Source organism: Citrobacter sp. CK202 (assembly GCF_030333225.1).
Lineage (GTDB): Bacteria > Pseudomonadota > Gammaproteobacteria > Enterobacterales > Enterobacteriaceae > Citrobacter_B > Citrobacter_B koseri.
In genome coordinates this window covers 90,465-116,063 of sequence record NZ_JAOWGI010000028.1, presented here as the reverse complement: position 1 = coordinate 116,063, position 25,599 = coordinate 90,465, and the positions used below count along the sequence as shown (strand labels likewise).

Here is a 25,599-nt window from a genome sequence, read left to right as displayed (position 1 = left end):
CAGGAAATTTTACGGTTCACGCTACACAACAACCAAAAAGTGGCGTTATTTTTCATCTAAACTTTTGGTAACCCGGAATAATCATGAACCCTGCATCACAGCGAGTCAGAATTCATCAGAGAAAGGATTTACCTTCTCTGGTAAAGCTCGACACCAGTAAACTCGGTCGGCCGTGGCACAAGTTACCCAAGTTGATGAATGACAGTTTTGACATACTTGATGCACGCCTGAGCATTTATTTTCTGAAGAAACTCCGTGTTAATGCCGCGTTGAAGTCGATGACCTTCGCAATCGACCAGCAATATAAGAATGCGCAGGTTTTTTCGACGCCTTACGGAAATGTCGCCTTTGTTATTGATCGCATCTTATTGCTGAACATCCTCCATGATTATTACGGTTTAAGTAAAGACAGCAGTCATGTTGCGCCAGATGAATCGTTGCGCGTGACAAAAACAGAAGAACGCCTGAGAAGTAAACTGGGTCAGGAACTCACGCAACTGGTGATTTGCAAAGAAACCTTTGGCGAAAATCTCGATATTAAGGTCGATTATTCAACGGTCATTAGCCACTGGTCCTGGTGCATTACCTTTACCCTCGAAGGGTACGATCACGGCTCTTTTACCATTCTGCTCGATCACCACCATGTTGATCAGATGCTGGCGATACTCCGTTCGCCAGATGCGGCCGATAGCCGCGCCGTGAAAAGCGTGCCGCTGAGCCCTGCGCAGATAGAACGGTTGTTCGACAGTCTGCCGTTAAAACTGAGCGGGCGTCTGGCCAGCCTGAACCTGACCGTCGCCCAGATTTCCGATATTAAACCCGGGGATATCATCCCCATCGCCATTAACGAACCTTTACCGGTATTTATCGGCAAAGAACAGATTTTTGAGGCTGCTATCGTTGAAGATCGTAGCAAGCTGTTTTTGTGCGATATCTATGATAAGACAACCGAGAAGCAATATGAGTGATTTGCAACACGAGCTAAGCCAGTCTCTTGACCTGGATGACCTGAACCTTAGCGATATGACGCAGGAAGACACCGTCGAAGGGAATATCCGCCTGGATTTGCAGCCTGAAACGCGCAACACCGCGATGACGGATATCCGTAAAATGGCGCTGTTTAGCCGCATTCCCGTGACGCTGACGCTGGAAGTCGCTTCCGTAAATATCTCGCTTGCTGAATTAATGTCAGTCAACAGCGATTCGGTGGTCGAACTGGACAAGATGGCGGGCGAGCCGCTGGACATTAAAGTGAACGGCATTCTGTTTGGTAAAGCAGAAGTGGTGGTGCTCAACGATAAATACGGCCTGCGAATCATTGAATTCAACGCCAAAGAACTCGGTGAGCTCACGCGATGAACCGCTTGTTTAACAGAAGCGGCATCGCTCTGCTGCTCCTGGGTCTGCTTGTCGCACAACCGGCACTGGCTGCAAATGGCGACATTACCCTCTTTAGCACCGCCGCCAACGGCGCAGGCCAGGATTACAACGTTAAAATTGAGATCCTGATCCTGATGACCCTGCTCGGCTTATTGCCGATCATGGTGCTGATGATGACCTGTTTCACCCGCTTCATTATCGTTCTGGCGATTCTGCGCCAGGCGCTCGGGCTGCAACAAAGTCCACCCAATAAAATTCTTACCGGGATTGCGCTGGCGCTGACATTGCTGGTGATGCGCCCGGTCTGGACCACGATTTATACTGACGCCATTGACCCTTTTCAAAAAGATGAAATCACGCTGAAACAGGCGCTGGCGAAGGCGGAAGTGCCGCTGAAGAACTACATGCTGGCCCAGACGAACAATAAAGCGATGGCGCAAATGATGAGCATCGCCGGGATCGAGGGCGATGCGCGCGAGCAGGATCTCACGATCGTGACTCCGGCCTATCTGCTGAGCGAACTGAAAACCGCCTTCCAGATCGGCTTTATGATCTATATCCCCTTCCTGGTGATCGACCTGATTGTCGCCAGTATCCTGATGGCAATGGGGATGATGATGCTCTCGCCGCTGATCGTCTCGCTGCCCTTTAAGCTGATGCTGTTCGTCCTGTGCGATGGCTGGACATTGATCGTCGGTACGCTGGCCTCCAGCGTTCAGGGTCTTTAGCGATGATGAACATGGACACGGCAGGCGACATCATGGCGACCGGCATCCATCTGGTGCTGCTGATTTCCGCCGTCGCCATTATTCCCAGCCTGATTGTCGGGCTGTGCGTCAGTATTTTTCAGGCCACCACGCAAATTAACGAACAGACGCTGAGCTTTCTGCCGCGACTGGTCGTCACCCTGGGCGTGCTGATCTTCGCCGGTAAGTGGATGCTGACGCAACTGGTGGATTTTACGATCCAGATCTTTCACCAGGCGGCGGCGCTGGTCGGTTAAGCGGCGATGGGAATCGATATACAGGCGCTGTTCACGCCGCTGATGGCTCTGGTGCTGCCCTTTTTCCGCATCCTGGCGTTTTTGCAGTTCGCGCCCGTGCTGGACAACCGGGCTTTTTCCCGTCGCATTAAGATTGCCGCAGCGCTGGCGCTGTCGATCATTATCACCCCCATGCTGCCCAATAATGTTGTGCTCAGCGAACTGCTTTCGATGCGCACCGTCTTGCTGATCGGCGAGCAGCTCCTGTGGGGATTCCTGTTCGGCATGGCGCTCCAGCTCGTCTTTGTCACGCTGCAAACCGCCGGGCATATTCTGTCGATGAACATGGGGCTGGGGATGGCGATGATGAACGACCCGGTCAACGGCAGCTCCACTACGGTGATTTCGCAGATCATTTATGTTTTCTGCGCACTGCTCTTTTTCATCATGGATGGGCACCTGCTGCTGGTCACGATTCTGTTCAAAGGCTTTAGCTACTGGCCTATTGGTCAGGCGATTAACCAGCCAACGCTGACGCTGATTGTTCAGGGACTGGGCTGGATTATGGCATCTGCGACGCTTATCGCGCTGCCGACGACGTTCGTCATGCTGATTGTGCAGGGCGGATTTGGCCTGCTAAACCGCGTTTCACCAACGCTGAACCTTTTCTCGCTGGGTTTTCCGATCAGTATGCTGTTTGGGTTGCTCTGTATCTCGATGATGGTGACCAACATTCCTGATCACTATCTCAATCTCACCAATGAAATACTGGCGAAGCTCGACGCCATAAGGGTGTCGTAATGTCCTCCAGCGGCGACAAAAGCGAAAAACCCACCCCCGGAAAACTGCGCAAAGCGCGTGAAAAAGGCGACCTCCCGCGCTCAAAAGATCTGACGATGGCGGCGGGACTGCTGGCGTCGTTTTTCACCCTTGCCGCATTTCTGCCCTATTACCAGCAGTTAATCCGTGAATCGTTTGCCGCTGTCGGTGAAATGGCGGGCAGGCTCGACGATCCCACGGCGCTGAATCAGTTTATGCTGCTGAACGTCTGGGTTGTACTGCGCTTTATCGCAACGCTGATTCCGATTCCGCTGTGCTGCATAGTGGCAAGCCTGGTGCCTGGCGGCTGGATTTTTACCCCCACAAAACTGAAGCCGGATTTTAAAAAGCTCAGCCCCATTAGCGGCATCAAGCGGATGTTTTCCGCCAGCCACTACACGGAAGTCGGCAAAATGCTGCTCAAGTGCGGCATTATTCTTACCGTGTTGTACATGATGGTGCATGACTCCATGCACGCTCTGCTGCACCTGCAACAGCTTTATCTTCGTCAGGCGATCGGACAAGGGTTTGCCATTTTTCGTCACGTCTTCAGCTACTTCATCGCCGTTATCGTCATTTTCGCCCTGCTGGATGTACCGCTCAGTAAGTTCATGTTCACCAAAAAAATGCGCATGACCAAACAGGAAGTGAAAGAAGAGTATAAAAACAATGACGGTAATCCACAGATTAAAGGACGCATCCGCCAGCTTCAGCGTCAGATGGCGATGGGGCAAATCGCACGAACCGTACCAACGGCAGACGTTATCATCACCAACCCGACGCATTACGCCGTTGCGCTGAAATATGATCCACAGCGTGCCGAAGCCCCTTACATCGTTGCTAAAGGAATCGACGATGTTGCGCTCTGGATCCGTGAAGTGGGCGCTAATCACAATATCGAGGTGGTGGAATTTCCGCCGCTGGCGCGGGCAGTTTATTACACCACCCGCGTTAACCAACAGATTCCCACGCAGCTTTTCCGCGCGATTGCCCACGTACTGACCTACGTCATGCAATTAAAATCCTGGCGCGAAGGCAACGTGGAACAAAAGCCCCGCCTGAACAGGCAAATCAACATTCCTCAAGAGGTACTGAAAGCCAATGGCGAACAGTAAATTGCGCAACGCGCTGAGCGTGCTCCGTCAGGGGCAAGTCGGCGTGCCTATTCTGCTTCTCTGCGTGCTGGCAATGGTTATTTTGCCGTTGTCGCCGCTGATGCTGGATATTCTGTTTACCTTTAATATCGTCCTGGCGGTCATCGTGCTGCTGGTATCGGTGAATATGCAGCGTCCGCTGGACTTTGCTATTTTCCCGACGCTGTTGCTGATCACGACGTTAATGCGCCTGACGCTGAACGTCGCCTCTACCCGCGTGGTGTTGCTGCACGGTCATGAAGGCGAAGGCGCGGCGGGTAAGGTCATTGAAGCCTTTGGTCAGGTGGTCATCGGCGGCGATTTCGTCGTCGGTTTCGTGGTGTTTATCATCCTGATGATCATCAACTTCGTGGTAGTCACCAAAGGGGCAGAACGTATTTCCGAGGTTTCCGCGCGCTTTACCCTGGATGCGTTGCCGGGTAAACAGATGGCTATCGACGCCGATCTGAACGCGGGTCTGATTAACCAGCAGCAGGCCCGAAACCGCCGACAGGAAGTATCGAAAGAAGCAGACTTCTACGGTGCGATGGACGGCGCGTCGAAGTTTGTTCGCGGTGACGCCATCGCCGGGATCATGGTGCTGATCATCAACGTGATCGGCGGTATCTGTATTGGTATTTTTAAATACGATCTCGATGCCAGCCACGCGTTCCGCCAGTACGTACTGCTGACCATTGGTGACGGTCTGGTCGCCCAGATCCCGTCGCTGCTGCTGGCGACTGCCGCAGCGATTATCGTGACCCGCGTCAGCGAAGGCAATGACGTCAGCGATGAGATTAAAATCCAGCTTCTCTCTCGCCCGAAGGTGCTCTATACCGCCGCTTTCGTGATGTTTATTCTCGCGATTGTGCCGGGAATGCCGCACATTGCCTTCCTGAGCTTCACCGCCCTGCTGCTGTTTGCCGCCTGGCGGCAGAGCAAAGCGGTGCAGCCCGCCCAGGAAGAGACGGATATGGAGGCCATCACCGAAGCCATCGCGCCGGATGCGACGCCAGGCGTCTCCTGGGAAAGCATTCCATTGGTGGAGCCCATTGGCCTGAATCTCGGCTATAAACTGGTCACGCTGGTGGATGAGTCGAAGGGCAGCCCGTTGTCACAACGTATACGCGGCGTTCGCCAGGTCATTTCCGAGCACTGCGGCGTACTGCTGCCGGAGATCCGCATCCGGGAAAACTTCCGCCTGAAACCGGCGCAATACGCGATTCATATCAACGGCATTCGTACCGCGATCGGCGAAGTCCAGGCTGAAAAACTGATGGCGATTCCCGGCACTGAATTGTACGGGGAGATCAACGGCATACTGGATACCGACCCCGCTTACGGCATGGCGATTGTCTGGATCGACCCGGAACAAAAGGCGAAAGCGCTGAATCTTGGTTATCAGGTGGTTGACTGCGCGAGCGTGGTGGCGACGCACGTCAACAAGGTCGCCCGCGAGCATCTGCCGGATCTGTTTAACTATGACGATATTACCCACCTGCATGCGCGCCTGGCGCTCCAGGCGCCAAAGCTGGCGGAGGATTTAAATGCCGCGTTTAACTACAGTCTGCTGCTGCGCATTTATCGCCAGTTATTGCTGGAGCAGATTTCACTGAAGGATATCGTCACCATCGCGTCCACATTGCTGGAAAGCGTCACCGTGACGAAAGATCCCGTGCTGCTGACCTCCGACGTGCGCTATGCTCTGCGCCGCGCCATCGTTCACACCATTAACGGCGATCGTCAACAACTCGCGGCCTACACCATCGACAGCCAGTTGGAGAATATGCTGCTGGGCGCGCTCAACCAGGCGCAGCAGGCCGGAAAAGTGGCGCTGGATAGCTTCCCTGTCGATCCGAACATTCTGACCCAGTTGCAAACGACAATGCCGATGATTTACGAGCAGATGAAGGCGAAAGGGCTGCCGCCGCTGCTGCTGGTAACGCCGCAGCTACGTCCGGTGATCTCCCGCTATGGCCGGCTGTTCGCCAGCGGGCTGCATATTCTTTCTTATAATGAAGTGCCGGATGACGCGGATCTGAACGTCGTAGGGACGCTGGCATAACCGGCAGGAGATCGACAAAGGAGATCGCGATGACGATCTCCTTTCCCATAACGACAGGTTTTATTGATCCAGGTAACGCAGTTTCCAGCCAGCGAGCGTACGCGGCATTTTCTTGATATCGTTACCTCTGGTGCTGAAGTAGTACAACTGCATTTTTCCGGCGCTGTCGCGTTCTACCCTCGCCGCCCAGATATTGCTTTGCGTGTACATAATAATGGCCGTATGGTTGTTCGCCGCGCCACGCACCCACATAGAGACGACCGTTGCGCCGATGTTATCTATATCATCCTGATAAATGTAAACGTTGGCGGTATCCACAAACTTCTGGTAATCATCCCCCACCAGCGCGCGGAAGCGCTCATCCATTTTGGGGTCGGAGAAAATTCCCAGCGAGTACAGCGTCGCCTTCGGGCGGGGATCGTGATCCGAGCGCAGATAGCGCCCATCAATAAATGCCCCCGTCGGCATCGAAATCCGGCATCCCCAGTCCGCGTTGCTGTAGACCTGAAGCGCGCCGCTTTTACGGGGGATAAACAGCAGTTTGCAATTACTGGTATCGGCAATACGTTCGACCAGCGCCATGCCGTACAGTTTTCGGGCTTCGGCCGTAAACTCATCTTTATTCAATCCCGACCAGACGCGAATATCCGTCGTGACTGACCATTCCGCGCTCCGGCTGAACTGGATCATTCCGCCACTTAAATTGGACACACTGGTGTTCCACCACAGCCCTTCCCAGTCAAAATCTGGGGCAACGTCTGAAATAGAACTGATGCCCTGATAGTAAGCGCGCTCAATGCAGCTGTCGGAGGTACACGCCTGTAGCGACTTTTCCCATTCCTGGTACTTCTTGTGAACCTGTTGAGAAGGGTTTCTGACCAACATCGTGTGATAGATAACCGTCATTGTGCTGTCCAGCCAATGAAGATTGTCGTTGTTACAAATGGTGTTTTCTAAAGGCATAGAAGCACGCTGACAGTTAACCGCATAAGCGCTGGCAGCGGAGAATGACACAAGGAGTATCAGACAGTTAATCAGGCGACCAATCATTATGAATAATCTTTAACCAATACAGAGGCTTATTTTGGCTAAATTATGTTTTATTTGCAATAAGTCACAAGATTTTATTCACATTATGAATAATCACCTCCCTGATTTAAGTTGTTGCCGGTAAATGTCGCTTGATAACAATATGTGTTCCTCATGGATTGTTAGGTTATGAAGATAGACAGTAGTAATTACATGCTTTCGACACTCTCCTCAGGTTCGTCACAAAACGATGCCAGTCGCAAACCTCTCGGCATCACGCGTAACAGCGGGCAGGCCAGTCCACAAAGCGGCTACTGGCAATTGTCCAGCACCGCGGTATCGGCTGTAGTGAACCTAAAAAAAGGGGAAATGATGCCTTATTATCAGGGCTCGCCCGTGCAATGGCAGTTAATTCAGTATGATTTAGGTAAAGAGACGCCAGTCTGAATCATCGCTATACAGCATAATTATTATGAGCGGTAATCTGTCACGCACTTGAGATAGCTTATCGTTCATATCACGCCCCCTCCCCCGCGCAGAGTCCTTCAGGATATAATGCCTATAATCAGTATGTTACGTGACAACCTGATAACCTCTGATAAAGCGGATAAAATTCGCGAATGAAAGTGGCCGGGAGAAGAAATAGCCCTGGAAGAAATCAACATTTTTAGATCGAAGATAATCAACCTGGTACTTATGCTCCACCCCTTCCGCAGTCGTTTGAATACGCATTCTTTGTGCCATCTCGACCACACAATCAACAAGTGGCGTATTTTTCCCTTCCGAAATCAGATTAATAAACATGCGACCTATTTTAATATTCTCTGGCCGCAGGCCAGTGATATAAGACAGGTTAGAAAATCCCGTGCCAAAGTCATCCAGCGACAGCCCGACATTATGAATCTTCATATAATCAATTTTATTGGAGATATCATCATTCACTTCGATCTCTCCACGCTCGGTGATTTCAAAAACAAGTTGCAGGTTCTGTTCGCGAAACACACCTGAATACGTCCCGATGAATGAATAAAAAGAGTCCTTCACCAGATGAGCATGGCTGATGTTCAGGTTAAATTTAAAACCCGGTTTAAATACCGTGACCGAGCGTTGAATATCGATAACCACCAGATCCAGTAATCCTTTCGTCAGGTCGGCAATCAACCCGGCACGTTCTGCCACCGGGATAAAGATATCGGGAGAAACAGAACCCGCTTCACAATGTTGCCAGCGGGCCAGAACTTCCGCGCCAATCACGCGGTTTGTTTTGGCGCATACAATCGGCTGGTAGTAAGGCTGGATTTCATTTCTTCTGATGGCCACCGCAAGGTGATGAGGTAATGATGCCCGATGCGATAACAGTAACCAGAGCAATATGGATGATACGAGCGCACTGGCGATAATCATCGCAATATAGCGCCATGAGTGGGCGATCACGACCAGCGCATCCCCCAGTTCGGTTTTTCGCCAGGCAATCGTATAAAGTTTGTTATAACTTTCCGCTTTTATATAGTGTGAAAAATGCGACTCCTGCAAACTCCCCGGTTTAACGCCAGAGGCGGTTAAAATTTTATCGTTCATGCGTAAAACAATACGATCGCTGAACGCCATATTTTTGATGCGCTCAACGATAATGCGCACATCAGAAGCCGCAAATATTCTTCCCGCCGGATAAGAAACATAAAGCATCATGATGAAATCATGCGGAGAGGTGATCACCCGATCAACCCTTATGCCCTGCTGTAAAGAGAGAGCAGGACTCAGGGTGTACCCTTTGTTGTAGAGTAGCGAGGAACAATAAATCGTATTGCCCTGCGTAAAGTTAAGCGACTGAAGATGCGGGTAGCGTGTGGGGATAATATTGAGCTTTTTTTCCAGTGTCGTATTACAGGGCTGACCCAGTAACGGTTGCGCCTGCGCAATCGCCAGTCGGGCATCGCCTAATACTTTATCGACGACAAAAGCCAGACTTTTGACCTCAGATTGCAGCAGCGCCTGCTTACTTTGCTGTACGCTCGTTAACTCCAGCCACAGCACGCTGGCAAATACCAGAAAAAACAGAAAGACAGAAGCTGTAAGGATTCTTTTATCTGATTTTGTTATAAACCTTAAAGACATATCAGGTCGCTTCTTTTCTACTCAGGGCACTCTGTATTCAGGCGACACAAAACCGGCCCGTCTTAAATGACAGCAATAAAAAGGATGGATACCCAATTTGCATGTAACGACGACGTTCTGCGATGCCAGAATAGTCACGCCATAAATTATTTTATCCGGTGACAGTCCTCGCGCCATACGGACAAAGCGTGAATACGCACCGCTGCTGTCGCGCACAGTGATTGATGGTAACAACGCCATTTCCCGGGCAATCAATTCGGTTATGAAAAGAGGCCCATAACGCATTGCTGTAGGGGAAAACGTGCAGGATTTTGATGTTTCTTTTTTTCCCGTTCGCCAGGACGCCTGAATCCTCCGGGGAGATAACGGAACCTGTGCGTAAAAAATAATCGCCCTTATACCACAGAATGAACTTAAGATTTTCCGCTCCGCTGGTCAGCGCAAAGGCGGTTCCCGTTGTCGGGCACACCAGGTTATTTTCGACGCTCCACTCCATAACAAACTCCTTTTGTTGTATGTTCGTCCATTAACGCCCTAAGAGAATTACTAATACTCTGCCTCATGTCTAACAGAAATAAGAAAAATCAAAAACCTTACGCTTGAACAGAAAACAAATACTTTATTTACACATTGACAAGGCGATCTAATTTGACTTAATGAAACATATCAGCTAACTCTGCATCTATTTTTTAAAATATCAACAGAATTTATATCAATCACACAACATAAGATTTAAGTACAGGCCGGATTGTGTCGCAATGGTACTCAGGCAATTTGAGCAAAATAACAAATGAAGGAGTCTGATGTATGGATATAATATTTATTATCTCCTTAATCATAATTGGCTGCATCCTGGCGCTGTCTGGAGGATGGATACTCATTCTGAAAGCCGAAGCTAAAATAGAACAAAAAATAATGGATGGGCTGGAACTCAAAAGGAAAGAGGATCAGAATAATAAAATTCTGCAAAAATATGAGGAGCTGTTAGCAATGGAAATCGAATGGCATACGTATCGAATATCCACCATTGAGTTTTTCATTACAAAAGTGAAGAGTAAAAGCGCCACGGAAACGCCGATAACACAACCGACAATAAGCGGCGACAGCAAACTTTACTCCAAAATAAAAGCATTAATATCTATTTACTTTCCGCATCTACAGGATGATTATAATACGCTGTGTAAAGTTTCAAACTGCTCTATCTATTTTGACTTTATCTACGGCAGATGTACCAGCAGCAATAAAGTCATTACCACACTGACAGAAAAGCGAGCGCAATTTAAATCGCTGTCTACGGAATTTCAAAACAAAATCCGAAAAGAAGTCACCATTACATGATACGTGATTCACACCCGATGCGGGGCTGAGTCACCGGCAAAGGAATCGCCCTGAAGATAGAGACTGGCGAAGAATGCAGCACATCGTCAGTCATCTCTTCAGGCTGTTTATCTCTTTACGAGGCAGCGCGTAATTGCAGGTCGGTCAGGCAAGTCTGACTGTCATTCGCGGTTTTAAACGAATAAGCCGCTTTTTTCCCCTCATGACTGATTTCAATCATCCCCTCAGTGTTACGCGGCAGCCATAACCCGATAAAACCATTCTGATAACTTTTCATTTTCTTATGTATCAACACCGTACCGTTCCGATCTGTCACGTTCACATCAAACCAGGTGTCCGGCATTTCTCCCTGGCAACCTGAAAGACTGTGGTTAAAACAGGGATGGGTTTGATATTCATAAGGCGCCAGCGAGAGATAAAATTTCTCACCCAGCGGAAAGGTGTACGTTTCGCCATTCGCCGACAGTTTCAGATCCGTGCTGGTCACAGAAGCGGTATACGGTAAAGGACGCGCCTGAGGGTTTTGATCGATAGCATCCACCATTTGCTCAACCGATTTTCCCGCCAGCCCGCGTTCAGCCAAAAACGCCGTTTCCTGCGTCGATGCCATTGAGATATTACTTAGTGCAATAAATAATAATAAAGACTGAATGATTTTCGGCATAATTATTATCCTTGTACGAATTGTGTTTCACAATTATACGTCTTTTCAGGAAGAAGAAGACAAGCGCACATCAGGTAAAGTTTAGAAAAGATCTGTATGAGCGTGCTAAATAAGCAAAAAAATGAAAGACATGCAGTCTAATAAAAAAGAGTTCAAGTGACCATATCACAATTATGAACTTTTCCCTGTAAAATATATGTTATATAAACAACTAACTGATAACATGTCAACACTGATAAAAGCGTAATACATCAATGTAAACAGAACCGCCTGAGTCCAGAGTCTCATTTATTCTCTCCGGTACATTGTCCTTGCATCTTAAATCCAATGAGAAAAAATAATAATCTTGACAAGATAATTACACAGCATAAATATGAGCAACAAGAAATAAAGGCATAACCTTATAAGCATAAGGAACATTTATGAAAAGGGAACTGTTAAACATAAAAAAAACAGGAAGAAATAAAATAGACCACGACCTTAACTTAAAAATTAATGTCTTTAAAACGTTGCGACAAGAAAATGTCCTGATGAAGGATTATATTAATCTGCTGGAAAACAGAATTATTTTTCTGGAAGGCGTCATTCTGGAGAAAACGAAGAACAAATCATAAGATTCTATTATACAGGCAGGGATGTCTGACTCCGTGTGCCTTGTCGCATAAGTGACTCTATTTATGCGACCTTTTTTTAAACCACATTCGTACCATGACCAAAACGCAGATAGAACTGCCCTGGCGTCATTCCCATAAAACGCCTGAACACGGCAATAAATGCACTCACATTCTCATAACCCGCTAATTGCGCGGCAAGGCTGACAGGCTCTCCGCGCAGTAAATATTCCAGCGACAAAATGACTTTCGCTTTTTGCTTCCACTGACCGAATGTTAATCCCGTCTGCTGTATAAAAAGGCGGCTCAACGTCCTGACGCTCAGCCCGGCCTGTTTCGCCAGCTCTGCCTGACTCAGCGTACAGGCCCTGTCGGCCAGTATTTTTTGCGCAATCTGTCTGACCCTTCTGTCGTCGGGAAGGATCAATAGTGAAGAGAGCGCATCAGCATAGCGAATCTCATCGACCATAACCTGCAACAGGTGGGCCAGCCGCTCTGAAGGCTCTCCGATGGTTCCCTCCCCACAAATTTTCTCAAGCAACAGCAGTAAAAAAGGCGACGCTGCCCGAACGCACGGTGAGGAGGGAAAGACCCCGCAAAATTCCGCGCTGAAGTGCAGACTGGCGCCATATGCACTCACCGGCATCCACGCGCAATGGGGTAACGACGGCGGAATCCACCCTACCGAACCGGGCGTCAACGCCCACTGCCCTTGCTCCGTTTCGACCATCACCATGCCACGCGTGATCCAGTACAACTGCCCGCCAGGGTGATGGTGCCACTGAGTCGTATGCTTAGAGGAGTGATGTAAAGGTTGAATACTTTCTATCATCATGGCCGATTTAACGTATTTATTGTCTTACTACGGTTACTTTGCCGCTTCAGTCTGAGGGTAATCTTCCCTGTACGCAATCACGATGAGGAAGAGAACATTGGAAAATATGATGCAACGCATTGCTCAGGCGCTTGATGCCGTTATTTCCCGGCCCGGGCACGATGAACACACTATCGAATTATTTTTCACGCCCGATTATCGCCAGACGGTAAATGGCATCGACCTTGATTACGATAACTTCGTCGCGCACATGGCAAAACTAAAACAGGTTACTCGTACCATGAAGGTGAACATTCTGGCCATCGCTCAGCAGGGCAATCACGTTCTGACCCATCACCTGGTGACCGTCATCAAAACGAACGGCGAACAGGCACAAACCGAAGTCTTTGCCTGTTTCACATTAGAAAATGGCCGTATTGCTGCCTGTCAGGAATTAACCCGGTTAATCAGCGGCGCCGAAGAAGATAAAATGCTGGGAAGTCTGCGGTGATCGGGAGCGAATTAAGGGACAGATAAAGGCCGGAATGCAACGACAGAACGCAGCCCCGCCTATAAAAATACGGAGTTTGCGGTATATAACAGTCCCCATATGGCAAAGCCGTACACTCTGCTCCCCTGCCATTGCACTATTTAGTTAGCGTCAGTGCGTACCTGTAAGAATAAGCAGCAATCCCCCTCCACTCTCCTTTTTATTAAAACGCCATTTTATATTGCATGCCTGGGCGTTTTTATCCCTTTTGCTCATCCTCTTCACCCACTTTCATTTTAATAAATCTTATTAATTAAAATAATCCACCCTGAATAATGAAACAAAAATAAAACAAACAAAGAACATTTAACTACTTTTCTTTATAAATATAACATTAGCGCGCAAAATATTCTCTTTTTTTGTCGTTACCTGATTGTGTAAATCAATATTACTGAATGTAAGCATCAGATTTTTTCCATTTTACCTTTCGTTTTATAAGAATTTTAAAATTTAAAGTTACATCTCAGTTACACGATCAGTGCCATATGCTGATAAACAAGAAAAAAAACCAAAACAGCAGACTAATACACTTAATTTAAGTAAATTCTTAAACTGATATTTTAAGATTGTGTTACATCAATTAGGATCATCACCTAACCTGATGGAAATAATGATGCAGGCTCCATTTTTCCGTTTTCAGGGATTTTACGGATGTAGACAGCAAGACCAGGACGGTTTTGTGACATGAAATGTTCGTCCCCAGGACGGGAGCAAACATACTGGAGTTAATATCAATGAAAAAGCTCGCTATCTCTTCTTTCGTTATCGCGTCATCCTTTGCAGCCTTTAATGTCAGCGCTGCAACCGAGGCTTCTGGCGGTACTATCACCTTTACCGGCCAGGTTACTGATACAACCTGTACAATTAACGGCGGAAACTCTGCTGACCTGACGATTCCATTAGATCCCATCGCCGTTAGCGATGCATCTACCGCAGGTCTGATCCAGAAAAACCGTAAACAATTTACTCTGGAATTTACCGGCTGTACTTCTGCTTCCCTGGGGCAGGACGATGGCGCGGGAAATAAAAATACCCTGAATCTGATCCTGAGTTCAGACAGTATTTCTAACGATGGTCTGTATCTGAACAACACACAGTTGAGAACCGACGGCACGAAGAAAAACGTGGGTATCGCACTCAGCACGCTGGCCAATAGCCAGACGCCGCTGAACCTGCATACTAACCTTGATACGAATGTTGAAGGTGATAGCGCCACTGTCGATCTGTATGCGAACTACTATAAAGTCGGTTCAGACGCTGCCGATACCGGTGCCGTTAACACCATGCTGACTTATACCGTCGCGTATTTATAAGCAACGGGTTAATTTACTCATATAAATAAAGAGCCTGATCCGTCATTATTGACTTATTGTATTCGCGAATTATTTTCACCTTCTGGTGAGGTATTCTTATACCTGCAATTCAGGAGGGAAGAGAGAAAATAAACGCGACCAGGTATATTGATTAGATTAGGCTCTCTTTTTTCAGGTTAATATGAAACGTTCTCTCATTTTTCTAACGCTTATTGCCTTCAGCTTTAGCAGTCTGGCGAATGTTATTATTAGCAATACCAGGGTTATCTATCCTGAAGAACAAAAAGAAACAACGGTTCAGCTGATTAACCGTGGCAACAGTCCGGCGTTAATTCAGGCCTGGATAGACGAAGGTAATCCAGACTCTACGCCAGAAACCGCTCAGGTTCCCTTTTTGCTGACGCCGCCAGTGGTGAAAGTTGAAGGCGGTAGCGGCCAGCAGCTGCGCATTCGCTATACCGGTTCAGCCAACGCGCTGCCTCAGGACAGGGAGTCCGTTTATTACCTGAATGTGCTGGATATTCCGCCAAAACAGGAAAATCTTGATGGCAAAAACACGATGCAAATCGCCATTAAGTCACGCATCAAATTATTTTATCGCCCGACCGAACTCACGATTCCGGCCAGCGATTTACATAAGTATTTATCGTTTAGCGCGCAGGGTAATCAACTTGTCGCCACAAACCGGGCTCCTTATTTCGCATCGATTGCCACAATGAGTTCACGAGGTAAATCTCTTACTGGCGAACCTAAAATGATTGCGCCATTGTCAACACTGACAATACCCACGACAGGGGCGGTTTTATCGGGGCAGGCTTTGGATATTCTGTTAGTTGATGATTACGGTTCATATCAAAAATATTCATTCACCACAAAATAATATAATAATGTCCAAATGAATGGGGATGGCAATGGCTGGTAAAAAGAGTCAATACGCATGTTTATTGCCAATACTGGCGATGATGTCTATTTATAGTCGGGCGTATGCCGTGGCTTTCAATACTGACTTTTTAGCCGGTGACTCTAAAAATGCCGATATGTCGCGTTTTTATCGTGCCTATGCGCTTCCTCCTGGTGAATACCCGTTTGATGTTTTTATTAACGAGGAGTGGAAAGGCCGCCTTCCCGTTTATATCACGGATGAAGGAACGTTTTTCCAGCATGAGAATATTGCCCAGCTTGGGCTTCTTCCCTCAATAGTCCCTGCCGCAAATAGCGCCAGCGAGCGAGTGGATGTGAATACGTTACTGCACGGAGGCAGTATGAAAGTCAATGCGGCCGATATGTCGCTGCGTCTGACCATTCCCCAGGCGTATATTCGCCAGACGCTGCGCGGCTATGTCGATCCTGTCTTTTGGGATGAAGGCATTCCGGCGCTGATGCTGGGATACAATGCCAACTATAACTACAACGAAGCCAAAGGCGGCGGACGCAATCAGGAAAACGCCTATTTCCAGTTAAACAGCGGGCTGAATGCGTTTGGCTGGCAATTTCGCGATAGTTCCAGCTATAACAAAAGCAAGGGCGTGGAAGGATCATGGACAAACAATACACGCTACGTTGAGCGCGGGATCGCTGCGCTTAAATCGATCATCCGCATGGGTGACAGCTATTCCAGCAACGATCTTTTTGACTCTTTGCGTTTTCGCGGCGTCAGCATGGGCACGGATATGCGCATGTTACCCGATTCTCAGCAGGGCTTTTCCCCGATTGTACGCGGCGTCGCACAGTCTAACGCGCTGGTTAAAATTAGTCAGAACGGGCAGGTTATTTATCAGAAAAACGTGTCGCCTGGCCCATTTGAAATTGCGGATATCCTTCCTACCGGCTCAGGCGGCGATCTGAATGTCGAAGTCATTGAAGCAGACGGGCGCACCAGCAGTTTCATCGTCCCCTTTTCTTCGGTGCCAAACATGCTGCAAGAAGGGATTGGGAAATATGGTCTGTTGCTGGGGGAAGCGCGCACGGAAGAAAGCCGCTATCGCCCCCAGTTTGCCCAGGGCAGCTATCAATACGGGATCAATAACCTGATCACCGGTTATACCGGGGTAATTTACAGCGAAGACTATAACGCGTTTCTTCTCGGAAGCGGCCTTAATCTCCCGTTTGGCGCGCTGTCTTTTGACGTCACACAGTCACAAACGCAAATTCCGGCAGATAAAAAAGTCCGTGGGCAAAGTTACAAAGTCGCCTTTAGCCGTTTCTTCAATGTCACCGGGACGAACTTTGCGCTGGCGGCGTATCGCTATTCCACGAAAAACTATTACAGCTTCAATGATGCAATCGCTTTGCACAACTGGCAAAAAGAGAACGCTGACAGCCCTAATGCCAGATATATGCGCCAGAAAAACACCTTTAATATCAACCTGAGCCAGTCTCTGGGTGAGGAACTGGGTTCCCTTTACTTATCAGGAACCTGGCGGGACTACTGGAATGGTCATGGCACAACAAAAGAGTATCAACTGGGGTATTCCAACCACGTTGGCGCCGTAAGTTATACCCTCTCAGCCAGTAGCATGCGTAACGATAATCAGCGCGAAGAACGACGTTATTACCTCACGTTCTCGGTGCCCCTGAGTCTCTTTGAACGGCCCGTTTTCCTCAACAGCAGCGTTACATTTAATCGTGACGGCTATTCCGACACGAACGTGGGGATCAGCGGAACCGCAGGCGAATTTAATCAGGCGACCTATAGCGTCAGCGGCAGCAACCGTCGCGGTGGAAATAACTCGGCCAGCAGCAGCCTGAGCTATCGCACTGCGTTTACCACCTTAAACGGCAGCTATAGCGAGTCAGGAGACTATCGTCAGATCGGCGCGGGAGCCAGCGGTAGCCTGGTGGCTTATCGGGGCGGCCTGCTGACGTCCAGCCAGTTGGGCGATACCTTCGCAATTATCGACGCGCCAGGCGCTCAAGGGGCCACGCTGGGCGGCGACGGCACACGCACCACGAATACCGCCGGGAAAGCGTTGGTTCCTTACCTGTCCCCGTACCGTAAAAACCGAATCCAGTTAGATACCACCCATATGAAGGAAGGCGTTGAGCTAAAAGGCAATATCCAGGAAGTGGTGCCTTATGCGGGTTCCGTCACCTATGTGCGCTTCGATACCGACCAACGGCGGCAGTTCATGTTGCCAGCACGGGCCGTTAACGGGCGCCCTCTCCCCTTCGGCACCGAAATTTTTGACGATGCTGGCGCCAGCGTCGGATATGTCGCCCAGGGAGGAATGTTGTACCTGAAAACGGAACAGCTCCCGTCACGTTTACATATCAAAACCAGCAGTGACGGCCGCCAAAGCTGTGTTATTAGCCAGCCGACCCACGATGGTCAGATAAATATTTGCCGCTAATGGCAGGAGCAGAGGATGAAAATCACTATACGTACAATAACGTTAATTCTTGCCTGGCTACTGGGATCGATAAGCTATGGCGTACAGGCCTCCTGTAAAAGCGATTCCGGCGCGCAAAAAGAGAGCAATCTGGTGCTCAACCTGGATTCACTTTCCCTCAGCAGCGAAACCACAGGTTCGCAGAACCTGTCGCTGTCATCCGGTACGTTTAGCTGTAGTGGCGAATGGATTGGTTATGTTAACCGTGTTGCTATTATCTCTGAAATGGCCAACAGCACGGCCTATATCAATTATGGTAACTATGTATTGCAATTCACCATCGGCAATATTGTACCCACGAAAAAAGACTATAGTCGCTCTGGAGAAAGTCATATTCCCGGTACTTCGCTGAATAACGTGGTCTATACCTATAAGGCTAAGTTACTCAAAAGCGTACCGAGCGGCGCCAACCCGGCCTATGTCTATAACGTTGGCCCGGACGCAACCAGTATTACTCTTGCTCACGCTATATCCGTTGTTGATGCTTCAGGTATCGATTTCTGGTTTCCCGGCGTTAATTTAGCCGAATTCATTAAATGGATATTAGGCCTTATCGGTTCTGACGAAGAGAAACGCCTGTTCTACCAGAATATCACGATCAATTATCGTCCTCATGTCAGCACCTGTAGCATCCCGGATACGACGGTCACGCTACCGGAAACCGATCTTACCAGCCTGATATCCGCAGGAAAGGAAGCGCAGTTTTATGAAAACTTCACTCTGCATGCCGAATGCAGCGATCTGTTAGAAGGCATGAGCACACGCACCATTCAGTTTTATCTCAGTAGCGCCAGCGTCGATACGGATAAATACACCCTGAAAAACACCCAAGGAACGGCAAGGAATATTGGGGTGCGAATTATGCGTGCCGATACCAGTAAAAAAATTGCCATCAGCCAGACAGAGCTTACCGCAGGTAATATTACCAGCGAGTATGAACTCTATAAGATTGCACAGTGGGGAAGCAATTTTGATATTCCACTGAGAGCATATTATTACATCTATGGTGCAAAACCGACGGAAGGCAGAATACAAACCACGGCGAAAGTAAACATCATTTACCCATGATAAAAGGCGAGAAACAGAATAGTCATCTACTGAAATAATCAGAAGCCTCAACAAAAAAAGAAAGACATTTATACACAAAATCATTTGAGAAGCATCGAGACGGCAAGTGAATGAGCCCCCAGGAGCGTACACGTAGTACGTGACCGGGGTGAATGAGCGCAGCCAACAAAGAGGCAGCCTGAAGGATGAAGTGTATATCAACGCCTTATCATGGTGTGTTTTAATAGCATCACTATTATTTTCTTATTTTATAAATAGTTACAGTTAAATTTTACATCTTGTCATTATTGTAAACGATATGCGGATCGAAAAATATAATGCGTACACTACAGAACGATCAATTTCTTTATCTCAGCAGTGAGGACTCATCCTGTAATCCTTCCACTGCAAGATTTGATTTAGTCATGATAGAAAACTCTGTCAAGTCATTAAATAGCGTTACGCAGCCGCTCCATTCAACGTTAATTATTGATACCGATAACTATATGATTAATTTTCTTTGCAAACACCTGATCAACCCTTTGGTACTACACACCAGCCCGACATTCAGAGAAGCAAAATACAAAATAGAAAACCATATTATTGATAATATCGTCATGGAAGTTTTTACGCTGGAGGAGAGTGCGCTGGAGGCGCTTAATTTCATTTATGATATGCAGATAAACTATCCTGGCATTCGCTTAACGGTGTTTACTTTTACGCGTAACAGTTACCTGCTTCAGGTTTTGCGAAGTTTTCATTATATCAATATCGTTTCTAAGTATGAACCCATGTCCGAGCTTAATCATGCCGTTCATGCCTGCTGGCTGGATGAGGCTTTTTACAGCCAGTACATTAACGATCTCATGGCTGAAATAGAACAGCCGGATTCTTTTGACGACATTGAATGGACCGTTCTGACCGAACTGGCCCACAGCACGCCTACCCATGATATCGCAAAAATAATAAATAAACGCTATCACACGCTTTTTTACTACATCAAAAAGATCAATAAAAAGCTGCATCTAAGCACTAAAAATGAACACATAAAAATGCTGAAAGCGATAAACAGTAATCCACTAAAAAGTGCAAGCATATCTTATCGCGACCGATTTAATTAATCCCAGAAAAACCCAATGCACCGTTTATAATTAAAAAGGATATGCCATTATTATGAAACTCATGTGCCGTATCGAACCTATCATTCATGTCCAGACCGGTAGACGGATTGGCGGTGAGGTGCTCTGCCAGCCGGAAGGGGCAGATCCAGAGCTATTTTTCCGCTCTGTTTCGCCAGAACTCCTGTCACATATTGTTCAGGAACAGATATGCACGGGAGTAGCAAATCAGCACGATCGCAATGGCATTTTATTTTTGAATATTACGATTCCATTGCTTATGAATCTGGTGTGGCTCAGATCGATTCTTGCCATGTTACCCGGCCCAAAGGTTATTGAAATTGATTGCCAGCAAAGCGAGTCTTATTTTCCGCGACTTGTGCCACATATTGATGCAATTCTGACCCTAATGCGCGCTTTTAATACTCAACTTTGGCTGGACGATCTCTATGTCAGGCATATTCCGTTAATTGCGCAACTCCCCTTTCGCTTTGATGGGATTAAAATTGATAAACATGAACTCTGGAGAATATCCGCTGAACAGGATACCCCAGCAATGACAACGCTGGTAAAGCAGGTGGAATATCTGACGGATCATGTTCTGGTGGAAGGCGTTGAAAATGAATACCAGCACCGCTTTATTTCGGAGAGCGACGTACATTATGCCCAGGGATTTCTCTGGCCCGTTGATGAGCGAGAATCATTCGTAATAACGATTTAAATATTAAGGAAACCAGCATATTTCAAATATAAAAAAGGGATTCAAATGAAGTCGAAAATAGTGATAGTGTCTGATGACGTCTATTATCTGACGGGTATATCGAAAGGGATGAAAGAGTCAGGTACGCGTGTTGAGAGCATTTTTTTAAGCGATGCTGGCGAGTTTGAACGTTTCACGCTAACCACCTCTTTTTCGCTATCAAAAGATACCGTTGTGTTGCTCTCCGTCAGAGAGCCGGGTTTACTCGACAGGTTAATAACCTTTTTCTTTAGTAAGGTTACGCTGTGCATATCACCGTCAGGCCTGCATTCCCGTCGCCATTTCTTTTGCCAGCACGGTGTATATTACTTCAATAAAAACAAAACATTATCAGAATTAAACGATATTCTGATAGCTATTTCAAATAGAAAAAATACGGAAAGTAACACCATCACTGACAAAGAGTTTTTTATTCTCAGCGAGTTAGTCCGCGCCGGGAATGTGAAACGAATGTACAGCGCAATAAACATCTCTGAAAAAACGGTCTCTTACTACAAGAGGTCGGCATTAAAAAAGATGGGATTACTGAGCAGCCAAAATTACTTATGTATCCACCCGGCGCTCTCCGCTGTTAAGACCATTCAACGGCACTGAGCCCCGTCTGAAACTTGTCTGACGATGCTGGTACGAGGAGAAGTCAGCCAAATAGTAAACATTTAAAGTTTCGTTATAAGAAAGAACGAATCCCTATTTCATGCGCCGTCAATATGCTGCTAGCTTCGCTGGTTTGTATATACAAGTAAATTCATGCATTTCTTTGCGGGGAAACGGGGATGAGCATAAAAAACAAACTGGCAGCCTCCTGGCTGGCGCTGGGGTTGTTCGCAGCGCAGGCGCAGGCAGCGGATTTCGTTGTGGGCAGCAAAAACTTTACCGAACAATATATTCTGGCGGAAATCTATGCCCAGGCACTGGAGCAATCTGGTCTTTCCGTTGAACGCAAAACAAACCTGGGCGGGACGTTAATCGCCCACGCCGCGCTGCTGAAAGGCGAAATTGATATGTACCCGGAATATACAGGTACGGCGCTCAGCGCAGTGGTCAAAGGAAAGCCCTCCTCCGATGCCGCACAGGTGTTTAAGCAGGTCAGCGACGCCTACCAACAGCAATATCATCTCACCTGGCTGCAACCAGCCCGCGTGAACAACGGCTACGCACTGCTGGTGAGCAAACAAACCGCCGAGAAATACCACCTGAAAACGCTCTCCGACCTCGCCAAAGCCGCGCCGGAACTGACCATCGGCGCAGGTGCGGAGTTTGGCGACCGTCAGGACGGCCTGAAAGGGCTGGAGCAGACCTACGGCATTAAATTTAAAGCCTTCCGCCAGTTTGCCAAAGTCGGCCTGCGCTACGACGCCCTTGCTGCCGGGCAAATAGACGTCGCAAACGGCTTCGCAACCGACTGGCAAATCGCGGAAAACCAGTATGTCGCACTGGAAGACGATAAACACCTCTTTCCTCCCTACGAAGTTGCGCCGGTCGTGCGCGATACAGCACTACAGGCACATCCCCAGGTTCGCGACATTTTAAATAACATCAGCCAGTTGCTTGATAACGCCACGATGCAAAAACTGAATGCGGAAGTGGAAAAGAATAAAGAAGAACCGCGCGATGTGGCGGAAGACTTTTTGCGCGCAAAAGGCGTAATTAAATAGGGTACGACCGTGGCAACGACACTTTTTCTGGGCGACGCGCCGCTCACGCTTGATGACGTGCGAGCTGTCGCTGACTGCGGCCAGACTGTCGCGCTGGGGGCGCAGGCGCAGCAGGCCATCAGCGCGTCCTTTGATTTTCTGCTGCACAGCATCAGCGCCGGAAAGCATATCTATGGCGTCACCACCGGGCTTGGCGCTAACGTCGATACGACGCTACTGCACACGCAAAATGACCGTCACGATGAGGATCTGCTACAGGCGATTCAGCGACGAATCCCGCTGGCGCGGGCGGTCGGTGTCGGCCAGCAGGCAACGCCCGCACAGGTTCGCGCGATCATGCTGGCGCGTCTTGCGGGTTTCGTGCAGGGCGCATCGGGTATTTCTCTGCCCGTGGCGCAGACGCTGCTGGCCTTTATCAACGAAGGCATCCATCCGCGCGTTCCGCTTATCGGATCTATCGGCGAAGCGGATCTCGCGCCGCTGGCGCATATCGGACGCGCGCTCATCGGCGATGGCGAAGCGGAATATCAGGGTACGGTGGCGCCAGTCTCCGCACTGCTGAACCAGACGGGTCTGACGCCTGCGCCGCTTCGTGGAAAAGACGGGCTGGCGCTGGTGTCGTCTAACGCCGCCAGCGTCGGCCTAGCCGCGCTGCTGCTGCACGACGCCGCCCGGCTTATGAACGCCCACGCGGGCGCTATCGCGCTCTCGTTTGAAGCGTTTCGCGCTAATATCTCGCCGCTGACGCCCTGGGCGGCGCGGATGCGCCCCGCACCACAACAGGCTAAGACCGCCTCGTATCTGCTGGCGCTGCTGGAAGGCAGCCCGCTACTCCAGCCCGGCAACGCGCGTTCGTTGCAGGATCCGCTCAGCTTCCGCTGCGTCGCGCCGGTGCTGGCCTGCGTTTGCCACGCCTGGCTGAATGCCCGCGCGGCGGTGGAACTGGAACTCAACAGCGCCGACGACAATCCCGGCCTGCTGGCTGAGTCTGAACAAGTCCTGGCAAATGCCAATTTTGATGCCACGCATCTGGCGCTGGCGCTGGAAAGCCTCGGGCTGGCTCTCGCCCGCCATGCCGCATGCAGCGGCGAACGCATCATGAAACTGATGTCACCCGCCGCCAGCGGCCTGCCGCGTTTTCTCACCCGCCACGCCGGGCAGACAGGCTTCGCCACGCTGCAAAAAACGGTTTCCGCGCTGGTCAGCGATATCGCCCATCATGCCCAGCCGCTCTCCCCGCTGACGATGCCGGTAGCCGATCGGATTGAAGATTACGCCTCGCAGGCAATGGGGGTGGTCGCCAAAACCACACGACTACTGGAAAGCCTGCGCTATCTGGTGGCCATTGAACTGCTGGTCGCCGCGCAGGCGCTGGATCTTCAGGCGTCGCCACGGCCAGGACGCTATGCAACGGCATTACACGACAAGATTCGCGCTCGGGTGGCGCCGCTGGATGAAGATCGCGCCAGCGCTGGCGATATTTCCGTTCTGGCCGACGCAATAATGCAGCCGGAATGGCTTGCAGGCCAGGCCGTATTGCTGGAGACCTCCTGATGCGCTGGGCGACGCGACACTATGACGACATTCTGCTGGCGCTCTGGCAGCATCTGGTACTGGTCGGCACCGCAATGCTGATGGCGTTCGCTATTTCACTGTTTCTCGGCATTACCACCGCCCGCCGCCCGCGACTGTATGCGCTGGTGATGGCGGTCACCGGTATGATTTTTTCCATTCCAGGGCTGGCGCTATTCGCACTGCTCATCCCGTGGCTCGGCATCGGAATGCTCCCGGCGATTGTCGGGCTGACAGCCTATGCGCTGATGATCCTGACCCGCAATATTGCCACCGGTTTTCATGCCATTCCGCTGGACGTCCGCGAAGCGGCGCGCGGAATGGGATATGGCGCCTGGCGCAATCTGCGCGAAGTGGAACTGCCGCTGGCGCTACCGTTCATCATCACCGGACTGCGCATTGCCACCACCACGCTTATCGGCATCGCTACGGTCGCGGCATATATCAACGCCGGTGGACTTGGCGCGATTATTCTCGCCGGGCTGGATCAGCGCTATCCAGAGAAAATATTTATCGGCGGCGGCCTGACGTCACTGCTGGCGATCGGCGCGGATCTGTTTTTTGTCCGGCTACAGCGGCGCGTTTTACAGGGGAGAGACCAATGATAATCCAGGCATGGCTATGGGTGCTGGATAACCAGCCGCTGTTCTGGCAGGCAGTGTGGCAGCATCTGATGATGTGCGGGCTGGCGCTCAGCATCGCCCTGATTATTGCTATCCCGACGGGCGTGCTGATCGCGAACATCCCTCGCCTCGCTTTTATCATCACCAGCGGCGCCAGCACGCTGCGGACGATCCCAAGTCTGGCGATCCTTGCGGCGGTCATGCCGTTTCTCGGTATTGGCCTGCTGCCTTCAGTCGTCGCGCTGGTGGTGCTGGCCGTGCCGCCGATTTTGCTCAACACCTGCACCAGCATTCAGTCCGTGAACCCGGATACGCTCTCAGCGGCGCACGGCATGGGGCTGACGCCCTGGCAGGTCACAGGCAAAATCGTACTGCCTCTGGCGGCTCCCGGCATTCTCGCCGGCTGCCGTACCGCCGCCGTACAGGTTGTCGGCGGCGCGGCTCTGGCGTCATTTATCGGTGGCGGCGGTCTGGGGGATTTTGTCACCACCGGCATTGCCATCATGGACATGTCGCGCCTGCTGGTCGGCGCGGTGCCGATTATTCTGCTCGCTGTGGCTATCGAAGCGCTTTTCGCCCTGCTTGAGCGCCTGTTTTCTCAGCCGACGTAAAGGGCTAATAC

27 protein-coding genes are annotated in these 25,599 nt (G+C 49.6%); 22 read left to right on the top strand and 5 right to left on the bottom strand.

Annotated elements, in window-relative coordinates:
• Positions 1-83: 83 nt before the first annotated feature.
• From OGX84_RS16650 to OGX84_RS16620, 7 genes are read left to right on the top strand one after another with little or no spacing between them, the layout of a single operon-like run.
• Positions 84-968 carry a FliM/FliN family flagellar motor switch protein gene (locus tag OGX84_RS16650; protein WP_047458648.1) on the top strand — a complete coding sequence of 295 codons (885 nt, stop codon included), beginning with the start codon at positions 84-86 and terminating at the stop codon, positions 966-968.
• Positions 961-1,359, top strand: a complete 399-nt coding sequence (gene fliN, locus OGX84_RS16645) for a flagellar motor switch protein FliN (RefSeq protein WP_012133720.1) — start codon at positions 961-963, stop codon at positions 1,357-1,359. Before OGX84_RS16650 ends, fliN begins: the two co-directional genes overlap by 8 nt.
• Positions 1,356-2,108, top strand: coding sequence for a flagellar type III secretion system pore protein FliP (gene fliP, locus OGX84_RS16640; protein ID WP_047458650.1), 753 nt, complete (start codon positions 1,356-1,358; stop codon positions 2,106-2,108). Before fliN ends, fliP begins: the two co-directional genes overlap by 4 nt.
• 2 nt (positions 2,109-2,110) lie before the next feature.
• The gene (fliQ, locus tag OGX84_RS16635; protein ID WP_012133722.1) at positions 2,111-2,383 is read left to right on the top strand and encodes a flagellar biosynthesis protein FliQ; all 273 of its coding nucleotides are present in this window, start codon (positions 2,111-2,113) and stop codon (positions 2,381-2,383) included.
• A 6-nt stretch (positions 2,384-2,389) separates the two neighbouring features.
• Complete coding sequence (gene fliR, locus OGX84_RS16630) at positions 2,390-3,163, top strand: flagellar biosynthetic protein FliR (RefSeq protein WP_012133723.1); 774 nt, start codon at positions 2,390-2,392, stop codon at positions 3,161-3,163.
• Positions 3,163-4,296 (top strand): flagellar biosynthesis protein FlhB, encoded by a 1,134-nt coding sequence (gene flhB / locus OGX84_RS16625; protein WP_012133724.1) that lies wholly within the window; start codon positions 3,163-3,165, stop codon positions 4,294-4,296. The genes fliR and flhB overlap by 1 nt, the downstream gene beginning before the upstream one ends.
• A complete protein-coding gene (locus OGX84_RS16620) occupies positions 4,283-6,379 on the top strand; it encodes a flagellar biosynthesis protein FlhA (protein WP_153258145.1) in 2,097 nt (698 codons plus the stop codon). The genes flhB and OGX84_RS16620 overlap by 14 nt, the downstream gene beginning before the upstream one ends.
• 60 nt (positions 6,380-6,439) lie before the next feature.
• Here OGX84_RS16620 and OGX84_RS16615 read toward each other — a convergent pair whose 3' ends face one another.
• A complete protein-coding gene (locus OGX84_RS16615) occupies positions 6,440-7,429 on the bottom strand; it encodes a lysozyme inhibitor LprI family protein (protein ID WP_012133726.1) in 990 nt (329 codons plus the stop codon).
• A 168-nt stretch (positions 7,430-7,597) separates the two neighbouring features.
• Between OGX84_RS16615 and OGX84_RS16610 the strand changes: the two genes are divergently transcribed.
• Positions 7,598-7,855 (top strand): hypothetical protein, encoded by a 258-nt coding sequence (locus tag OGX84_RS16610; RefSeq protein WP_024130634.1) that lies wholly within the window; start codon positions 7,598-7,600, stop codon positions 7,853-7,855.
• Between the two features lie 126 nt (positions 7,856-7,981).
• On the opposite strand, the gene OGX84_RS16605 is transcribed toward OGX84_RS16610, so the two are convergent.
• Together OGX84_RS16605 and OGX84_RS16600 are read right to left on the bottom strand one after the other, a co-directional pair.
• A complete protein-coding gene (locus OGX84_RS16605; protein ID WP_158661222.1) occupies positions 7,982-9,442 on the bottom strand; it encodes an EAL domain-containing protein in 1,461 nt (486 codons plus the stop codon).
• A gap of 232 nt (positions 9,443-9,674) precedes the next feature.
• Complete coding sequence (locus OGX84_RS16600; protein ID WP_047458657.1) at positions 9,675-10,019, bottom strand: anti-adapter protein IraM; 345 nt, start codon at positions 10,017-10,019, stop codon at positions 9,675-9,677.
• A gap of 311 nt (positions 10,020-10,330) precedes the next feature.
• On the opposite strand from OGX84_RS16600, the gene OGX84_RS16595 reads away from it, so the two are divergent.
• Positions 10,331-10,861, top strand: coding sequence for a hypothetical protein (locus tag OGX84_RS16595; protein WP_012133729.1), 531 nt, complete (start codon positions 10,331-10,333; stop codon positions 10,859-10,861).
• A 115-nt stretch (positions 10,862-10,976) separates the two neighbouring features.
• Here OGX84_RS16595 and cueP read toward each other — a convergent pair whose 3' ends face one another.
• On the bottom strand, positions 10,977-11,525 hold the full coding sequence (gene cueP / locus OGX84_RS16590) for a copper-binding periplasmic metallochaperone CueP (RefSeq protein ID WP_012133730.1): 549 nt from the start codon (positions 11,523-11,525) through the stop codon (positions 10,977-10,979).
• A gap of 422 nt (positions 11,526-11,947) precedes the next feature.
• On the opposite strand from cueP, the gene OGX84_RS16585 reads away from it, so the two are divergent.
• On the top strand, positions 11,948-12,139 hold the full coding sequence (locus OGX84_RS16585; RefSeq protein WP_012133731.1) for a hypothetical protein: 192 nt from the start codon (positions 11,948-11,950) through the stop codon (positions 12,137-12,139).
• A gap of 76 nt (positions 12,140-12,215) precedes the next feature.
• Here the strand turns inward: OGX84_RS16585 and OGX84_RS16580 are convergent, their stop codons facing one another.
• Positions 12,216-12,971 carry an AraC family transcriptional regulator gene (locus OGX84_RS16580; RefSeq protein WP_286458211.1) on the bottom strand — a complete coding sequence of 252 codons (756 nt, stop codon included), beginning with the start codon at positions 12,969-12,971 and terminating at the stop codon, positions 12,216-12,218.
• A gap of 106 nt (positions 12,972-13,077) precedes the next feature.
• Here OGX84_RS16580 and OGX84_RS16575 point away from each other — a divergent pair, with 106 nt between their 5' ends.
• The 12 genes from OGX84_RS16575 (at position 13,078) to OGX84_RS16520 (ending at position 25,588) form a co-directional block, all read left to right on the top strand.
• Positions 13,078-13,461 (top strand): nuclear transport factor 2 family protein, encoded by a 384-nt coding sequence (locus OGX84_RS16575; protein WP_230032352.1) that lies wholly within the window; start codon positions 13,078-13,080, stop codon positions 13,459-13,461.
• Positions 13,462-14,234: 773 nt separating this feature from the next.
• Positions 14,235-14,813 carry a fimbrial protein gene (locus tag OGX84_RS16570; protein WP_024130637.1) on the top strand — a complete coding sequence of 193 codons (579 nt, stop codon included), beginning with the start codon at positions 14,235-14,237 and terminating at the stop codon, positions 14,811-14,813.
• A 181-nt stretch (positions 14,814-14,994) separates the two neighbouring features.
• Positions 14,995-15,693, top strand: a complete 699-nt coding sequence (locus OGX84_RS16565; RefSeq protein ID WP_049009526.1) for a fimbrial biogenesis chaperone — start codon at positions 14,995-14,997, stop codon at positions 15,691-15,693.
• A 31-nt stretch (positions 15,694-15,724) separates the two neighbouring features.
• A complete protein-coding gene (locus tag OGX84_RS16560; protein WP_112002444.1) occupies positions 15,725-18,163 on the top strand; it encodes a fimbria/pilus outer membrane usher protein in 2,439 nt (812 codons plus the stop codon).
• A gap of 15 nt (positions 18,164-18,178) precedes the next feature.
• Complete coding sequence (locus OGX84_RS16555; protein WP_058668655.1) at positions 18,179-19,270, top strand: fimbrial protein; 1,092 nt, start codon at positions 18,179-18,181, stop codon at positions 19,268-19,270.
• 317 nt (positions 19,271-19,587) lie between these two features.
• Positions 19,588-20,370: a hypothetical protein gene (locus OGX84_RS16550; RefSeq protein WP_147491777.1), complete on the top strand. Its 783-nt coding sequence runs from the start codon at positions 19,588-19,590 to the stop codon at positions 20,368-20,370.
• 52 nt (positions 20,371-20,422) lie between these two features.
• On the top strand, positions 20,423-21,088 hold the full coding sequence (locus tag OGX84_RS16545) for an EAL domain-containing protein (protein ID WP_112002441.1): 666 nt from the start codon (positions 20,423-20,425) through the stop codon (positions 21,086-21,088).
• Between the two features lie 45 nt (positions 21,089-21,133).
• On the top strand, positions 21,134-21,721 hold the full coding sequence (locus OGX84_RS16540) for a LuxR C-terminal-related transcriptional regulator (RefSeq protein WP_200075537.1): 588 nt from the start codon (positions 21,134-21,136) through the stop codon (positions 21,719-21,721).
• A gap of 179 nt (positions 21,722-21,900) precedes the next feature.
• A complete protein-coding gene (locus tag OGX84_RS16535) occupies positions 21,901-22,782 on the top strand; it encodes a glycine betaine ABC transporter substrate-binding protein (RefSeq protein WP_012133744.1) in 882 nt (293 codons plus the stop codon).
• 9 nt (positions 22,783-22,791) lie between these two features.
• Positions 22,792-24,336, top strand: a complete 1,545-nt coding sequence (locus OGX84_RS16530; protein ID WP_286458210.1) for an HAL/PAL/TAL family ammonia-lyase — start codon at positions 22,792-22,794, stop codon at positions 24,334-24,336.
• A complete protein-coding gene (locus OGX84_RS16525) occupies positions 24,336-24,959 on the top strand; it encodes an ABC transporter permease (RefSeq protein WP_110494632.1) in 624 nt (207 codons plus the stop codon). Before OGX84_RS16530 ends, OGX84_RS16525 begins: the two co-directional genes overlap by 1 nt.
• Positions 24,956-25,588, top strand: a complete 633-nt coding sequence (locus tag OGX84_RS16520; protein ID WP_012133747.1) for an ABC transporter permease — start codon at positions 24,956-24,958, stop codon at positions 25,586-25,588. The genes OGX84_RS16525 and OGX84_RS16520 overlap by 4 nt, the downstream gene beginning before the upstream one ends.
• Positions 25,589-25,599 lie beyond the last annotated feature (11 nt).